Genomic DNA, 15539 nt, shown 5'->3' with positions numbered 1-15539 from the left:
GTCAATTAAAGTTTGGGCGGGAGTAAACTGCTGAAGCTGAAGTGCAGAAAGTAATTTCTACTGAAAATCGCATAAAATTTACGAATAATTTTAATCAATATTCGCGAAAAATTGTACTATTTATTCAGTTTGAAAAAGAGAAATTATTTGATTCCGGAAAAAATTGTTTGGAAGAGTAAAAGCCGAATGGCTGGAAAAAAAGAGGCTGGTTGAATTAACAACCAGCCAGTCTTTGAATTAACACCTATGAAAATTCAAAATAAAACCTATTTCGTGATGGAATATATTGAATATCCATTCGCGGGAGCTTCAATCGTTACCATTCCGTTTTCATCGGAGGTAGGGGTATATGTTGTGTTACCACTATAATCTAAAAGGGTAACGTTATTCCAATTAGTTTGAACGTTTCTACGCTTGGTAGTGCTGCCGGTGCTAATATATATAATTAATCCGGGGTTTTCAGCATTACCTTCTCTTTTCATTAAATATTCGTCTTTATCTACGTGAAGTACTTCTACATCACCAACTGCCAGACTGTTATGAATCTCGATTAACTGCTTAATTTCTTCGTTAAAAGTCTCATTTTCGTAATCTGAATAGAAAATTGTTGGATATCCGTCGTGTGTTAAAATATAGGCATAAGCCTTCATTTTATTTTCTGAAGCTATCCTATTATCCTCATTTTCGTCTTTTTCGGTGTCATGGTTAGCTACAAAAGTCACTGCTTTGTCCGGATAAACCTTCCGAAGCATTCCTCCATCTAAATAATTTAAGTCATCAAAACGATCAAAAGCTTCTTCCATTTTGTAGAAAGCGGCAAAATCGAAAGCTGAAACTCCTGTGGCGTCTACCCAGTCTACTAAAACATCTGGATTACCATCAAAATTTTCACCTACGGCAAATCCGCCAACTTCATCCATCCATTCTTTAATTACCCAGGTTCCAAAACCTTTTACATAATCAAATCGCCAGCCATCAAAGCCCATTTCGTTTTTGTAATATTTTGCTACAGAATTTTCTTTCTCCCAAAGCCACTCCTGTACATAAGGAACATCGTGATCCAGATCCTGTTCAGAGAAGAAAAGGTCCCCTTCGTCACTCTCGCTTATATCATTTGGATGAAAATGCTCGTAACTTCTATTGAACATTCCTGAAGCATTTCCATTTTCTTCATCAAAATTGGTGTAAGTTTCTTTCTCGCGATAAGGGTTATATTCTAACCCTCCACCGGAATTATGATTTAATACAATATCTGCAATAACTTCCAGGCCTAAATCGTGAGATTTGGAAATAAGATTTTCCAGTTCATCACGGCTTCCAAAACGGGTAGGTACGGTTCCGTGCTGGTCGTATTCTCCAAAATCAAAATAATCTGAAGGATCGTAACCCATAGAATATCCGCCAGATTGGCCTTTTGTAGCCACAGGAAGCCATAACCTGTCTATTCCTGCATCTGCCCAGCCTTCAACTTTATCTGAAAGATTGTTCCACCACTCAAAGCGAGGTTCTACGTCCCAGTAAAAAGTTTGCATCATTACTTTTTGCCCGCTTGTATATTGCGAAAGATCTAATGCTTCGGGATCCTGCGGAGTTGGTATTTCCTCTTCTTCACCGCCGGTAATATCATCTGTTTCATCAACAACTTCATCGTCGTCTTTAGAACAGCCGGATAGCACTAACAGCAAGCCGAAAAGAAAAGGGAATAAAAGTTTAGTTTTTTTCATAATAAAAAGAATTAAAAAAGGGCTGCACGCGGCAGCCCTTTAAGTTAATTGAGTCTTTTACTCTTCCCCTTGAGGGATAAAGATATATCGACCATCCAGTGTATTAAACCAAACATCGTAAGTTCCTGCTGTCGCCTGAATATCATCACCGGCAGCTTCACCGCTTGGGAAGGTTGTACCACCCCAACTTACATCCCAGGCAAGATCCGCCCTAAATTTAATTGGTCCATCAGAAAGCACAATGTCTTCTGCATACCAGATATGAGGGTTGAATTCAGACTGATTCATTACAATATCAGGGGTTTCATTATCCTCAGTTGGCCAGCCAACACTGGTTCCTTCACCTACAAGTCCAACTGTTTCATAAACTGTTGCTGAACTTTCATCAATTTCTTCCCAGGTATAAGTCATTTCATCAACATTTACCATTAAAGAATAGTAAGCATCATCTTCTACCGGGAAAGCATCAGGGTCATCACCTAAGATCTCACTGTTGGTAAGTTCTCCATTAGAAATCCCCCATTGTGGTTGCCACTCTGTAGTTTGTAAAAATTTGAAACCTTCTGTATCTCCGCCTCCGGCAAATCTTCCTTCAAAGTAGTAAACAGACTCATTTTCACCATCTCTAAATAAAGGAGTGTTGTTATTGTCTGGCTCCCAACCGGCTTCAGTAGCATCTCCAACAAGGAATAGCTCCATTTTTGGTGCTTCACCTTCTTCTTCAGCTTCTGGTAACTCTACATTAAGAGCGATAGTTTCAGAAAATTCTTCTAAAGCATTTCCTTCCCCGTCACCGGCAAAAGCACGAACCTTAAAGTAAACCATGCCAGTATTTGGCGCTTCGGTTTCAGGATCGTTATCAAGACCTGCATCTTCAGCAAGTTCTCTCATTTGGCCAATAGTTACACCTAGATTATTATTATCTGTGCTTCCTATTACCATAAGGTCCCCAAAAGCTTCATCTGCAGATCCCTGAAGCTCATAGGTAATTGTAGTAGGAGCCTCGAAATCTACTTCGTTCCAAACAAATCTTTCGGCAAGATTATCTGGATTTCCGGCCGGTAACACATAGGTGTTTTGAAATGAATTGCTAAACTGAATTCCCTCCGGGTCTGGTTGTGCAACGAATACAATATCGTCGTCTTGTGTACACGCGTTAAAACTTAGTAGCGCGACAAATGCTAAAAATAAAATTGAAAATTTTTTCATTTTAATTCTTTTATAAAATTAATATCCTGGATTTTGTTCTAAATTGGTGTTAACTCCTAAATCTGAAGCCGGTATAGGCATTAGGTCTCTGTAACTTTGGGTAGTTGCTCCCTGCGGAACATCTCCTTTCCAGGGCCAGATTCCGTTTTCAGTAAATTGGTTAAACCTTATAAGATCTGTTCTTCTATGAGCTTCCCAGTATAATTCACGGGCGCGTTCATCTAATATGAAATCTAAGCTTAGGTCTGATCCTCCAATTTGATCGGCATCAACTCTTTCCCTTAATTCATTCACATAACCTAAAGCAGCCGATTGGCTACCACCGCCACCTCTTAGGTGAGCTTCAGCATACATTAAATATGCATCAGCAAGTCTGAACATTGGAAAATCTGTGTCTGGGAATTCCCCTGTATCATCAGATCCCCATTCGCCATCCACGGTCACATTTTTGAATTTAGCAATCGCAAAACCGTCGTTAAAGCTGGAAATTTCATCTATCTCTTTGGTTTGTCCTTCTGTAAAGAAAAGTGCTCTTTCGTCTTCAGATTCTGCTCCATTAGGAAATTTATCAACCAGGGCAGCGGTAGTTCTTAAACCTGCCCAGCCACTACTCACTCCAAAGTCCTCAGGTTCCATATCACCACCAACAGCAGCGTGAATAATAAAAGCCATCCCACCGTAAGATTGGGTTTGTTGCCCATCAAAAGCGATAGGGAAGATAACCTCAGTTTGAGCTCCATTAGAATCATTATCTGCCAGGAATAAATTCTGGTAATTATCTGCCAGGGTATAATTGGCGTTAATTACTTTTTCAGAATAATTTAATGCGTCTGCATATCGGCCTTCACCGGTATAAACTTCAGCATTTAGATAAAGTTTAGAAAGAAGCATCCAAACAGCAGCCTGGTCAGCACGTCCGTATTCATTAGAATTCGCGGCCACAATGTCGTTTTCTATAGCTAAAAGTTCACTTTCTACGAAATCGTATAATTCCGGTCTCTGAATTTGCTGCGGAAGAAAAGCTCCAACAGGATCTTCTTCGGTTACAAATGGAACATTTCCAAATAAATCTAAAGCGTGATAATAATGTAAAGCTCTTAAAAACCTTGCTTCAGCTCGGTAACGGGCCACATTTTCTCTTTCTTCAGAAGCAAGACCGCGAGATTCTAGAAGCTCGGGAGTGCTCTGTCTTAAAAACTCGTTAGTAAGAGCAACCTGGTACATAATCCTTGAGTACATAGTTCTAATAAACTCATTTCCTGCTGTCCAGTTTTGGGCGTGCAGGTCTTGAATAGTACCATCGTTCCAGCCAATTACAGCTTCATCTGTAGTAAGTTCCTGCATAGACCAGTATAATCTTAAATACTGGGAGAAACCTTCGTCAAGACCAATAAGGTCTGGATCACCGGCCGGGCCTTCCTGGCCACTAACTGCAAGACCGGCGTAAAGCTTGGCTAAAAACTGTTTGTAAGATTCTGGATCTTCAAAGGTGGTTTCGGCCGTGAGCCTGTTATCTTCAGGCTGCAAATCTAAATCGTCTTCACAAGACCAGAAGAAACCGGCGCTTATAAATAGGATTAAGAATGGTTTTAGTGTTTTTAACATAACTAATTTATTATATATTTTTTCTTAAAATGAAAGATTTAAACCAAGTACAATGGTGGTAGATCTTGGATAAAAATTGTTGTCTATACCGTTTGCAATTTCTGGATCTAAACCTTCATAATCGGTTATAGTCCATACATTGGTGGCGGTTAATGAAGTTCTAATATCAAGCTCTTCTCCAGGGAATGAATATCCTACAGAAATGTTATCTAATTTCACAAAATCAGCCTTCTGAATATAGTAGTCTGAAAAGAACTGGTTATTGTTGAAATTACTTTCTAAAACATTGCTGTTAAAGTTTGAATAGTAAGGCTGCGGGGTAACGGTACCTGCGCCAACAAATCCATTACTTGATTGGGTATTGTTATACATATAATTTCCGAAGTTACCTCTAAAAGTAAAGCTGAAATCAAGGTTTTTATACCTCATAGTATTAGTTAATCCCATAAAGTAATCTGGTGTAGCTTTTTTATAAGCAACCCTGTCTTCTTCTGTAATTTCATTATCCCCGTTTACATCTACATACGCACCTTCTATGGGTTGTCCATCTTCATTGTAAACCTGGCGGAAAACATTGAAAGTTGTAGGATCGTAACCTTCTTTCCATAACTGAATGTTGTTGCCAACACCACCGCTAATTTCTCCTTGTGGAATTTGGAAATTTGGATTGTCACCTAAAGTTAGGTTCGTGATTTCTAAATCCTGGAAAGTTAAATTATAATTTATATCCCAGTTGAAATCTTCCTGCTGAATAATAGCACCGTTAATCCCAAATTCAAGTCCTTTACTTACCGTGCTACCTACGTTGGTAACTAAAAGGTCTGTAAGGTTAGCACCTGCCGGTACCGGTACCGTGGCCAAAAGGTCTTCGGTTTCGCGGTAATAAGCTTCTACGGTACCAGAAATTCTGTTATTAAAGAGCCCGTAATCTATACCAACATTATAGGTTTGTAATTCTTCCCATTTCAGGTCAGAATCGTATGCTTCAGGGCGTAAAGTATTGTAGAATTGATTGCCAAACTGGTAGCGCGCTCCACCAACACTTGGGTTATAAGTTCCGAAGTAACCATAATTTGGTCCAATTTCCTGGTTCCCGGTTACCCCGTATCCTGCACGAAGTTTTAATTGGTTCAATACATTAGAATCTGCAAGGAAATTTTCGTTGTGCAATTTCCAACCTACAGATAATGCGGGGAAAATACTCCATTTATTATCTCCTCCAAATCTTGAAGAACCATCTCTACGTACACTACCTGAAATCAGGTATTTATTGGCAATGTCAAAACTGGCACGACCAAAATAAGATTCCAGTGCATTACGATCGGTATCTCGTGGTGACTCAAGAATATTATTAGAAACTGTTTCAGTTGTCTTACTGGTGATAAAAAATTCCTGGTAAGAATGTCCTGCAGTTAAATCAATTTCAGTATCCAGAAAATCTATATCATTTTTATAATTGAAATAGAAATCTAGAAGTGTATTTCTGTTGAAACCACCATAATCCTCAAAATAAGGAATATCTTGGTTGTTTGCAGCAGAAGTTAATGGTCTTCTGTTATAACCATCATTTTCTGAATAATCAAAACCTGCATTTACATTAAATTTCAATTCCGGTAGAAAATGGAATTTATATTCTGCATTCAGGTTTGTGATATTTCTTTTAGTAACTCCACGACCGTCTAATTGCTCTAAGAGTGCTAACGGGTTTCGTGTAGCCTGGATTTGTTGTTGCCCGGGTGAAAGTGTGTGTTCATAATACCCACCAAAATAGCTTCCTTCCTCATAAACCGGCTGGGTAGGGTCAAAGCCTACAGCTGCGCCAATAGCACCCTGATCTGCAAAACGGTTTTCATCTACAATTCCTTTAGAAGTTAAAGATAATTTTAGGTGATTATCAAATAAATCCTGGTTAAGTGCAATGTTAAGCGCATTTCTTTCGTAAACATCGGTCTTTAAAACTCCTGTTTGTGAAGTATGGTTATAATTTACCCGGTAAGAGAAATTCTCGAAACCTTGAGTTGCCGTAAAGTTATGTATTGCTCCTACAGCAGTTTGGTAAATTTGGTCTTGCCAGTCGGTATTAGCATCGCCTAATAAAGAAGGATCTGTTCCCGGAGTATCGTTTATTAAATTACGAAACTGATCGGCATCCAACACATCTACTTTGTCTATAATTCTACCCGCTGAAACTTTAAGATCGTAACTTAACGCAAGCGGAGAGTCTTTTTTACCAGATTTGGTAGTAATTAAAATCACCCCGTTAGAAGCTCTGGAACCATAAATAGAGGTTGCAGCAGCATCTTTTAATATTACGAAATCTTCAATCTCGTTTGGGTTAATAGAGTTTAACTGGTTTCTAACACCCTGAACTCCTCTTTGGTCTAATGGCACACCATCTACTACAATAAGTGGAGAGTTGTTACCCGATAGGGAAGAACCACCACGAATTCTAATTTCAGAACCACCACCTGGTTCACCGCTTCCGGGAGTAATTCTAACCCCGGCCGATTTACCCGATATTAATTGTTCTGGTGAAACTACTGCTCCCTGGTTAAAGCTTTCCGAAGAAATCTTTTCTACAGATCCTGTAGCATCCTGTTCAGATGTACTACCATAACCAATAAGAACTACCTCTTCTAAAGTAGCCTGATCTTCGTCTAACTGAACATCTAAAGTTTCCTGCCCTTCATAGGGAATTTCCTCACTGGCAAAACCCAGAAAAGAAAAAACAAGAATATCGTCTTCACTAACGTTTTGAATGGTATAATTACCATCAAAATCTGTGACTGCACCATTAGTTGTTCCTTTCACAATAACGTTTGCACCGGGAATTGGAAGGCCGGTTGCGCTTTCGCTAACAACCCCGCTCACAGTCTCCTGCGCAAAAAAGCTCATTGGCAGCATTAAGAGCAACATCAACGTGCTTTTAAATAGTGTTTTCATAAATTATTTTATTGATTTTTACTAAAAATTATGCTTATATTTTTACTTCCTGAGGTTAAAAGTATGTAAACAGAATGTAAAGAAATAGGCATTCCCTTACCAGTATTTTGCGCAAACGTTTGAGTGTTGAAAACTTTTGAATTTTGCGGGTATAGCGTAATTTTTATAGTATTTTTACGACATCTTAAAAATTCTCCCTGAGTTATTTCTAAATAATAGATTTTTATGAAACCAAAATTGACCCTAAAACAAATTGCAAGAGAATTAGACGTATCTATTTCTACTGTTTCAAAAGCCCTAAGAGACAGTTCTGAAATTGGGGAAGAAACCCGAAAAAAAATTAAGGCTTTTGCAAAATTATATAACTACAGGCCAAATAATATTGCACTTAGTCTTAAAAACCGAAAAACAAAAACTATAGGAATAATTATTCCCGAGATTGTTCATTATTTCTTTACTACGGTGATTAGTGGTGTAGAGCAGGTTGCAAACGAAATGGGATATAACGTAATTGTGTGCTTGTCTAATAATTCTTTTGATAAAGAAGTGCTAAACCTTGAAATGCTGGCCAACGGCAGTACCGATGGTTTTATCCTATCTATGGCAAAGGAAACTATGCAAAAAGAAGATTATCATCACCTTACTGAGGTCACCAACCAGGGAATGCCGGTTGTTTTATTTGATAGAGTGGTAGATGAAATTCATTGCGATAAAGTGATTATTGATGATGTTCTTGGTGCTAAAAAAGCAGTTCAATATTTATTGGATAAGGGATCTAAAAAAATCGGACTGGTTTCTACGGTAGATTATGTGAGCGTAGGGAAGTTAAGAACCCGCGGTTATCTTGAAGTTTTAAGAGAAAATAATGTAGAAATTGATGATAAGCTTATCCTTAAAATAGAGGATATGGATAATAGTGAAACTGAAATTAAAGACTTTATTGATAAAAATGAAGTAGATGCAGTTTTCGCAGTAAATGAGCATTTCGCTATTTACGCAATAAAAGCCATACAGGAGAAAGGTTTAAAAGTGCCTGAAGATGTCTCGGTAATTGGATTTACCGATGGAGAACTTTCAAAAAGATTTATTCCCAGTCTTACTACAGTAAGTCAACACGGCGAACGGATGGGAGCGGAAGCTGCCAGGCTTTTAATAGATAAATTGGAAAGAAAACCAGAGGAGGAAGAATCTTACAGAACAGTAATTGTAGAAACCAATTTAATAGAAAGAAATTCAACCAAATTGTAAACAACTTCGTATCAAGTCAACGGGGTATTAGGTGATTTTTTTGATCTTGAAATATTCCTTGAAATATTAAAATTTCGATTATCAAGTAATTTTGGATTCTCATCTTTAAAATTTTATATATATTTACCCCAGCTTAGTTAATTTATCAGAACTTATATTTTTACTTCCTACCTAAAATAAGTTTTGATAAGCCTTATGCTTATCGTAAACGATAATTGTACGATATGCAAAAACGTAGATTAAGTTTCTGGGAAATCTGGAACATGAGTTTTGGTTTCCTTGGAATCCAGATGGGGTTTGCACTCCAAAACGCCAACGCAAGTAGAATTTTACAAATTTTCGGAGCCGATATTCATGAACTTTCATGGTTTTGGTTGGTTGCGCCGGTTACCGGTTTAATCGTTCAGCCTATAATTGGCTATTACAGCGATAGAACCTGGACCAGCCTCGGCCGTCGGCGTCCATTCTTTCTTACAGGCGCGATTTTAGCAGCCATAGGTCTGATTTTAATGCCTAATGCCGATTGGTTTATCGCTATTTTACCTTCCCTTTGGGTAGGTGCCGGGATGCTCTTTATTATGGATGCTTCCTTTAATGTTGCGATGGAACCTTTTCGCGCCCTGGTGGCCGATAAATTACCTTCAGATCAAAGAACCCTTGGCTTTAGTGTACAAACCGTTTTAATAGGAATTGGGGCCGTAATTGGTTCCTGGTTGCCTTATGTTTTAACCAACTGGTTTGATATTAGTAACAGGGCGGTAATAGGTGAAGTTCCATTGAATTTACTGCTTTCTTTTGTGATCGGGGCGGCCATTTTGGTGGGAAGTATTCTGGTTACGGTAATTACCACCAAAGAATATTCTCCTGAAGAACTCGAGAAAATGGACGACCACGTGCCCGAGACGGTCGATGAAAAAGAAAAATCCAGTTTAATGGATATTTTTTCAGATTTTGCCAAGATGCCACATACCATGCGGCAACTTAGTTGGGTTCAATTCTTTTCGTGGTTCGGTCTATTTGGAATGTGGGTGTTTTCTACTCCCGCCATAGCTCATCATATTTACGGTTTGCCATTATCAGATAACAGCAGTGAAACCTACCAGGATGCCGGTGATTGGGTTGGTGTACTTTTCGGGGTTTATAATGCTGTTTCAGCTGTTTTTGCATTTTTCCTTCCGGCAATTGCACTTAAAATTGGAAGAAAGAGTACGCATATCGTTTCCTTGTTTATAGGAGCCTTAGGTATGCTTTCCATTTACATTATGCCAAACGAGTATTGGCTCTTGCTTTCTATGTTCGGAATTGGAATTGGCTGGGCCAGTATTTTAGCGATGCCTTATGCGATTCTTGCAGGTTCCATCCCTGCGAAAAAAATGGGGGTTTATATGGGGATTTTTAACTTTTTTATTGTGATCCCGCAAATAGTAAATGCCCTGGTTGGCGGATTAATGGTAAAATATCTTTACGATGGAAACCCGATTTACGCGTTGGTTACCAGCGGAATTGCTTTCCTAATTGCAGCAATACTCACATTTAGAATAGATGATGTAGATGAACCAGTAAAAGCATAAAATAAAAAACAGATCCAGATAATTTAAAATAATGGAAACAAATAAAGGAGTAATATTCGATTTAGACGGGGTGATTGTAGATACCGCGAAATTTCACTTTTTGGCCTGGAGAAAACTGGCTAACGATTTGGGTTTCGACTTCACCAAAGCTCAAAACGAGCAACTTAAAGGTGTTAGCAGGGTAGAATCTCTAAAAAAAATACTGGAATGGGGAGAACTGGAACTTTCAAAAACAGAATTTAAACGCCAGATGGCGCTTAAAAACGAAAATTATCTCTCTTATGTTGCCAAAATGGAGGAAGATGAAATTCTTCCCGGCGTTCAAAAATTGATCGATTATTTAATTGAAAATAATATTCCGTTTGCATTAGGATCCGCGAGTAAAAATGCCCGTGTCATTTTGAAAAAGATCAATTTGCTGGAAAAGTTTGATGCCATTGTAGACGGAAACGATGTGAGCAAAGCAAAACCAGATCCCGAAGTATTTCTTATCGCTGCCGAAAAAATAAATATTAAACCGGAAAACAGTATCGTTTTTGAAGATTCCGTAGCTGGGGTACAGGCGGCGAATAATGCAAATATGATCAGCATAGGAATTGGGGAACAAAAAACATTGGGCGAAGCCGATTATGTATTTAAAGATTTCACGGAAATAGATATAGATTTTATAAAGAAATTACTCACTAAGTGAGGCTTTTAAAATATTAGAATTTAAACCTATGGGCCTGTCCCGGGGTTAATTAATTAGAAATTAGACAGAAATAAAGCAATGAACCAAGATTATATACAAGCTAACGAGTGGTCCATTCTGGAAGAAGGATTTGATGTAGAACGAGTAAAATCGTCTGAAAGCCTTTTTAGTATCGGTAACGGCGTGATGGGTCAGCGAGCCAATTTTGAAGAACAATATTCAGGGCCAAGTTTCCAGGGAAGCTATATTGGTGGTGTTTATTATCCCGATAAAACCAAAGTAGGCTGGTGGAAAAACGGCTATCCCGAATATTTCGCAAAAGTGCTCAATGCGCCCAACTGGATTGGGATCAATGTGTTTATAAACGATGAAGCCTTAGATCTTTTTACCTGTAAAAAAGTAGAAGATTTTAAGCGAGAGCTTAATATGAAAGAAGGTTTTCACCGCCGTAGTTTCGTAGCTACTTTACCAAACGAGCTTGAAATTTCAGTAAAGGCTACCCGTTTTCTATCTATTGTTGAAGATGAACTTGGCGCGATAGATTTTGAAATTGAAGTTTTAAACAGCGATGCTGAGGTTCGTTTTGATCCATATCTTGATGGTGGAATTACCAATACCGATGCCAATTGGGAAGAGCGTTTTTGGAAAACTTTAGAAGTGAAATCTGAAGGAAATAGAGGTTTTGTCCTTTCTAAAACTCTAAAAACGGAGTTTCATGTAAACACCTATATGCACTCTGAAGTTTTGTTGAATGGTGAAAAACAGGATGTTGATTTCACTGAAACCAAAACCGAAGATTCACTTACTTTTTCCTACTCAGTTAAAGCTGAAAAAAGTCAAAAATTAAGCCTTAGAAAATACGCCGGTTATGTAACCGACATGAACCATAAACGTTCAGAATTGCATGAAGCGGCGAGTAAGGTATTAGATTACGCTAAAAAAACTGGATTTTCAAAATTGCTTCAGGAGCAAAAAGAAGCCTGGGGGAAAATTTGGGAAATGGCCGATATTACTATTGAAGGGGATGTAAAAGCCCAGCAGGGAATCCGCTTTAATATTTTTCAGCTGAATCAAACTTATTTAGGAAAAGACGAGCGATTAAATATTGGCCCGAAAGGTTTTACCGGTGAAAAATACGGCGGAAGTACCTACTGGGACACCGAAGCTTATTGTATTCCTTTCTATATGGCAACCAAAGACCAGCAGGTGGCCAGGAATCTCTTGACCTATCGATATAACCACCTCGATAAAGCCATAGAAAATGCCGAAAAACTTGGGTTTAAAAATGGAGCTGCACTTTATCCAATGGTAACGATGAACGGTGAAGAAAGTCATAACGAATGGGAGATTACTTTCGAGGAAATTCATAGAAACGGTGCAATGGTTTATGCCATTTATAACTACGTACGTTATACCGGCGATTTCGAATATATCCCTGAAAAAGGCCTGGAAGTAATGATCGCAATTGCGAGATTCTGGCAGCAACGGGTGAATTTCAGCAAAGACCGGAATAAATACGTTATGCTGGGTGTAACAGGACCAAACGAATACGAAAATAATGTGCATAACAATTGGTATACCAACTATTTGGCAAAATGGTGTATTGAGTATTGTTTAGAAACGATTGATAAAGTTGAAGACGCCTATTTTGAGGATTATAAGCGTATAATGGGTAAAACCAAACTTAACGAAGGCGAACTCGCAAAATGGAAAGAAGTTGCCGAAAATATGTATTTTCCTTATTCTGAAGAGCACAAAGTTTTCCTTCAGCAGGACGGATTTTTAGATAAAGAAATCGTACCAATCGCTGAATTAGACAAATCTCAGCGACCAATCAATCAGAAATGGAGTTGGGACAGGATTTTACGTTCCTGCTATATAAAGCAAGCCGATGTTTTGCAGGGCTTTTACTTCTTTGAAGACCATTTTAGTAAAAACGAACTCGAAAAACATTTTGATTATTACGAGCCCATAACCGTTCATGAATCTTCACTTTCTCCCTGCGTTCATAGTATTCAGGCGGCACTTTTAGGAAGAACAAAACAGGCTTACGATTTTTATTTAAGGACTTCCAGACTTGATCTGGACGATTATAATAAAGAAGTAGAGCAGGGCTGCCACATTACCAGTATGGCGGGTACCTGGATGAGTATTGTTGAAGGTTTTGGTGGAATGCGAGTTAAAAATGATCAGCTTTCATTCAATCCCACAATTCCTGAAGATTGGAAATCCTATTCCTTTAAAGTGAATTTTAGAGACCAGATTTTAAAAGTAAAAGTCTCTGCTGAAAAAACTGTGTTTCATTTAGAAGGGGAGAATACCATTGAAATAAACGTGAAAGGAAAAGCTGTAGAGGTACATCCGAATCAGGAATTTGCGGTGTAGTTACGGTAATCGGTCCCGAAGCTTCAGAATCGTTTGAGAGCTTGCTCCGAAATTTATACGGAGATATAATTCGTTGCTTTGGATATTTACCGTCATCTTGAACTTGATTCAGGATCTAATAAGTTAATTATCGAAAAATGTTAGAAGCTGAATCAAGTTCAGCTTGACGAACAATTTTCAACATATCATTTTTTAAATAAATAATCATGAAAAAAATACTAATCACCTTAATGCTCTTTGCCGGTTTTACCGGTTTTGCGCAAATTGAACGCATAGAGCCACCAAACTGGTGGACGGGTTTTGAAGAATCCGAACTCCAGTTAATGGTTTACGGGGAGCATATTGGAAATGCCACTCCAAAGATCGATTATCCCGGAGTAAGCATTGAAAATGTAAAAAAAGCCGATAGTCCGAATTACCTGTTTATCGATTTGCAAATCGGGCAGGCCCAAGCTGGAACTTTTGATATCACTTTTGAGCTGGAAAATGGTTCAGAAGAAGTATATAAATATGAGCTGAAAGAACGAGAAAAACCTGCTTCAGAATACGTTGGTTTCGACAATTCTGACGCGATTTATTTAATCACTCCCGATCGTTTTGCCAACGGTGATAAATCTAATGACAGTTTTGATTACTTAAATGAAAAAACCATAGATCGTCAGGACGATTATGGTCGTCATGGTGGAGATATTCGAGGCATTATCAGTCATTTAGATTATATAGATGAAATGGGTTTTACCGCGATTTGGCCTTCACCTTTAGTGATCAACGATATGAAATCGGGTTCTTACCACGGTTACGCAATGACCGATTTTTATAAAGTTGATCCGCGATTTGGAACTTTAGAAGAATACAGGGAACTGGCCGATAAAGCTGCTGAGCGCGGAATAAAACTGGTGATGGACCAGGTAGCTAACCACGCAGGCGTAGAGCACTGGTGGATGGACGATTTACCTTTTGACAATTGGATCAACTTTCAGGAGAAGTTTGAAAATGGCGAAGATCTGGTATATTCCAACCACCGTAGAACAACCAACCAGGATTTATACGCTTCAGAAACTGATAAAAAAGGAATGACCGAAGGCTGGTTTGTAGAAACCATGCCCGACTTAAATCAGGAAAATCCGTTTATGGCCAAATACCTAATTCAGAATAGTATTTGGTGGATAGAAACTCTAGGTTTAGGCGGAATTCGGCAAGATACTTACCCTTATCCCGATAAGCAATTTATGAGCGAGTGGGCCGGCGCAATTATGACTGAGTACCCAAACTTTAATATAGTAGGTGAGGAGTGGAGTTTGAACCCGTTGCTTATTCGATACTGGCAGGATGGCGTGGATAATGGTTATGATTCTAACCTTAAATCGACGATGGATTTCGCGATGCAGGAAAAGATTGTAACTGGTTTAAAAGCCGAAGAAACCTGGGGAACCGGACTGGTTGAAATCTATGAAGCTTTGGCCAATGATTTTGCCTATGCCGATCCTGAAAATATTATGATCTTCCCAGATAATCACGATAAAAGCCGAATCTATACCCAACTTGGAGAAGATGTGGCTAAAACTAAGATGACCATCGCTTATATGTCGGTTTTACCAAGGATTTTCCAGATGTACTACGGAACCGAAATCTTAATGGATGATACCGCAAATCCCGGTGACCACGGACTTATTAGAACTGAATTCCCTGGTGGTTGGGACGATAGCGAAGTGAATGCATTTACCGGTGAAGGACTTTCCGAAGAAAAGACTGGTATGCAGGAATTCGTTAAAAAATTAATGAATTATCGCAAAAACAGCGATGCTATCCACTCCGGTGAAACCAAACATTTCGCACCTGAAGACGGGACGTATTTAATTAGTCGAAAATCAGGCGATGAGGTTGTGGTACTTATTCTTAATAAAAATGAAGAATCGGTTACACTGGATTTAGAACGGTTCAGCGAACTAAATTTAGAAGGAAAAAGCTTTAAAAACCTTATTTCCGAAGAACCTTTTCAATGGGAGGATTCTTTGGAATTACCGGAAGAAGGCGTTTACTTTTTTACTACTAAAATGCAGTAAAATTAAAAACTCTAGTCTTCGTCAATCTGTCCCGAAACTTCGGGATTGTTTCAGACTTTATCCCGAATTTACTTCGGGGTTCTAATATGAGATGTAATTT

At 38.5% G+C, this 15539-nt stretch carries 9 protein-coding genes; 5 read left to right on the top strand and 4 right to left on the bottom strand.

Features of this window, described 5'->3' with window-relative positions; genetic code table 11:
* Nucleotides 1-266: 266 nt before the first annotated feature.
* Genes B5X53_RS08365 through B5X53_RS08350 form a run of 4 tightly spaced genes read right to left on the bottom strand, consistent with a single transcriptional unit; the run spans nt 267 to nt 7481 of the window.
* Entirely contained in the window at nt 267-1724 is a 1458-nt protein-coding gene (locus B5X53_RS08365; RefSeq protein WP_079712782.1) for an alpha-amylase, read from the bottom strand.
* A gap of 57 nt (nt 1725-1781) precedes the next feature.
* Entirely contained in the window at nt 1782-2933 is a 1152-nt protein-coding gene (locus B5X53_RS08360; RefSeq protein WP_079712781.1) for a SusE domain-containing protein, read from the bottom strand.
* 18 nt (nt 2934-2951) lie between these two features.
* The gene (locus B5X53_RS08355; RefSeq protein WP_079712780.1) at nt 2952-4538 is read right to left on the bottom strand and encodes a RagB/SusD family nutrient uptake outer membrane protein; all 1587 of its coding nucleotides are present in this window, start codon (nt 4536-4538) and stop codon (nt 2952-2954) included.
* A 24-nt stretch (nt 4539-4562) separates the two neighbouring features.
* Nucleotides 4563-7481: a SusC/RagA family TonB-linked outer membrane protein gene (locus tag B5X53_RS08350; protein WP_079712779.1), complete on the bottom strand. Its 2919-nt coding sequence runs from the start codon at nt 7479-7481 to the stop codon at nt 4563-4565.
* A 225-nt stretch (nt 7482-7706) separates the two neighbouring features.
* On the opposite strand from B5X53_RS08350, the gene B5X53_RS08345 reads away from it, so the two are divergent.
* The 5 genes from B5X53_RS08345 (at nt 7707) to B5X53_RS08325 (ending at nt 15439) form a co-directional block, all read left to right on the top strand.
* Nucleotides 7707-8729 (top strand): LacI family DNA-binding transcriptional regulator, encoded by a 1023-nt coding sequence (locus tag B5X53_RS08345; protein ID WP_079712778.1) that lies wholly within the window; start codon nt 7707-7709, stop codon nt 8727-8729.
* A 224-nt stretch (nt 8730-8953) separates the two neighbouring features.
* Entirely contained in the window at nt 8954-10300 is a 1347-nt protein-coding gene (locus B5X53_RS08340) for an MFS transporter (RefSeq protein ID WP_079712832.1), read from the top strand.
* A gap of 31 nt (nt 10301-10331) precedes the next feature.
* Nucleotides 10332-10991, top strand: a complete 660-nt coding sequence (gene pgmB, locus B5X53_RS08335; protein ID WP_079712777.1) for a beta-phosphoglucomutase — start codon at nt 10332-10334, stop codon at nt 10989-10991.
* Nucleotides 10992-11069: 78 nt separating this feature from the next.
* A complete protein-coding gene (locus B5X53_RS08330; RefSeq protein WP_079712776.1) occupies nt 11070-13376 on the top strand; it encodes a glycoside hydrolase family 65 protein in 2307 nt (768 codons plus the stop codon).
* Nucleotides 13377-13582: 206 nt separating this feature from the next.
* The gene (locus tag B5X53_RS08325; protein WP_079712775.1) at nt 13583-15439 is read left to right on the top strand and encodes a glycoside hydrolase family 13 protein; all 1857 of its coding nucleotides are present in this window, start codon (nt 13583-13585) and stop codon (nt 15437-15439) included.
* The last annotated feature ends 100 nt before the right edge of the window (nt 15440-15539 follow it).

The sequence above is a fragment of the Salegentibacter salinarum genome (assembly GCF_900168115.1).
In the GTDB taxonomy this organism is placed as follows: domain Bacteria; phylum Bacteroidota; class Bacteroidia; order Flavobacteriales; family Flavobacteriaceae; genus Salegentibacter; species Salegentibacter salinarum.
This window is presented reverse-complemented; position numbering and strand designations above follow the sequence as displayed.

Bases quoted from the DNA above. Each gene is read 5' to 3' on its own strand.
- pgmB (WP_079712777.1), top strand. From the start codon at position 10,332: ATGGAAACAAATAAAGGAGTAATATTCGATTTAGACGGGGTGATTGTA.
- B5X53_RS08355 (WP_079712780.1), bottom strand. From the start codon at position 4,538: ATGTTAAAAACACTAAAACCATTCTTAATCCTATTTATAAGCGCCGGT.
- B5X53_RS08350 (WP_079712779.1), bottom strand. From the start codon at position 7,481: ATGAAAACACTATTTAAAAGCACGTTGATGTTGCTCTTAATGCTGCCA.
- B5X53_RS08345 (WP_079712778.1), top strand. From the start codon at position 7,707: ATGAAACCAAAATTGACCCTAAAACAAATTGCAAGAGAATTAGACGTA.
- B5X53_RS08330 (WP_079712776.1), top strand. From the start codon at position 11,070: ATGAACCAAGATTATATACAAGCTAACGAGTGGTCCATTCTGGAAGAA.
- B5X53_RS08365 (WP_079712782.1), bottom strand. From the start codon at position 1,724: ATGAAAAAAACTAAACTTTTATTCCCTTTTCTTTTCGGCTTGCTGTTA.
- B5X53_RS08325 (WP_079712775.1), top strand. From the start codon at position 13,583: ATGAAAAAAATACTAATCACCTTAATGCTCTTTGCCGGTTTTACCGGT.
- B5X53_RS08360 (WP_079712781.1), bottom strand. From the start codon at position 2,933: ATGAAAAAATTTTCAATTTTATTTTTAGCATTTGTCGCGCTACTAAGT.
- B5X53_RS08340 (WP_079712832.1), top strand. From the start codon at position 8,954: ATGCAAAAACGTAGATTAAGTTTCTGGGAAATCTGGAACATGAGTTTT.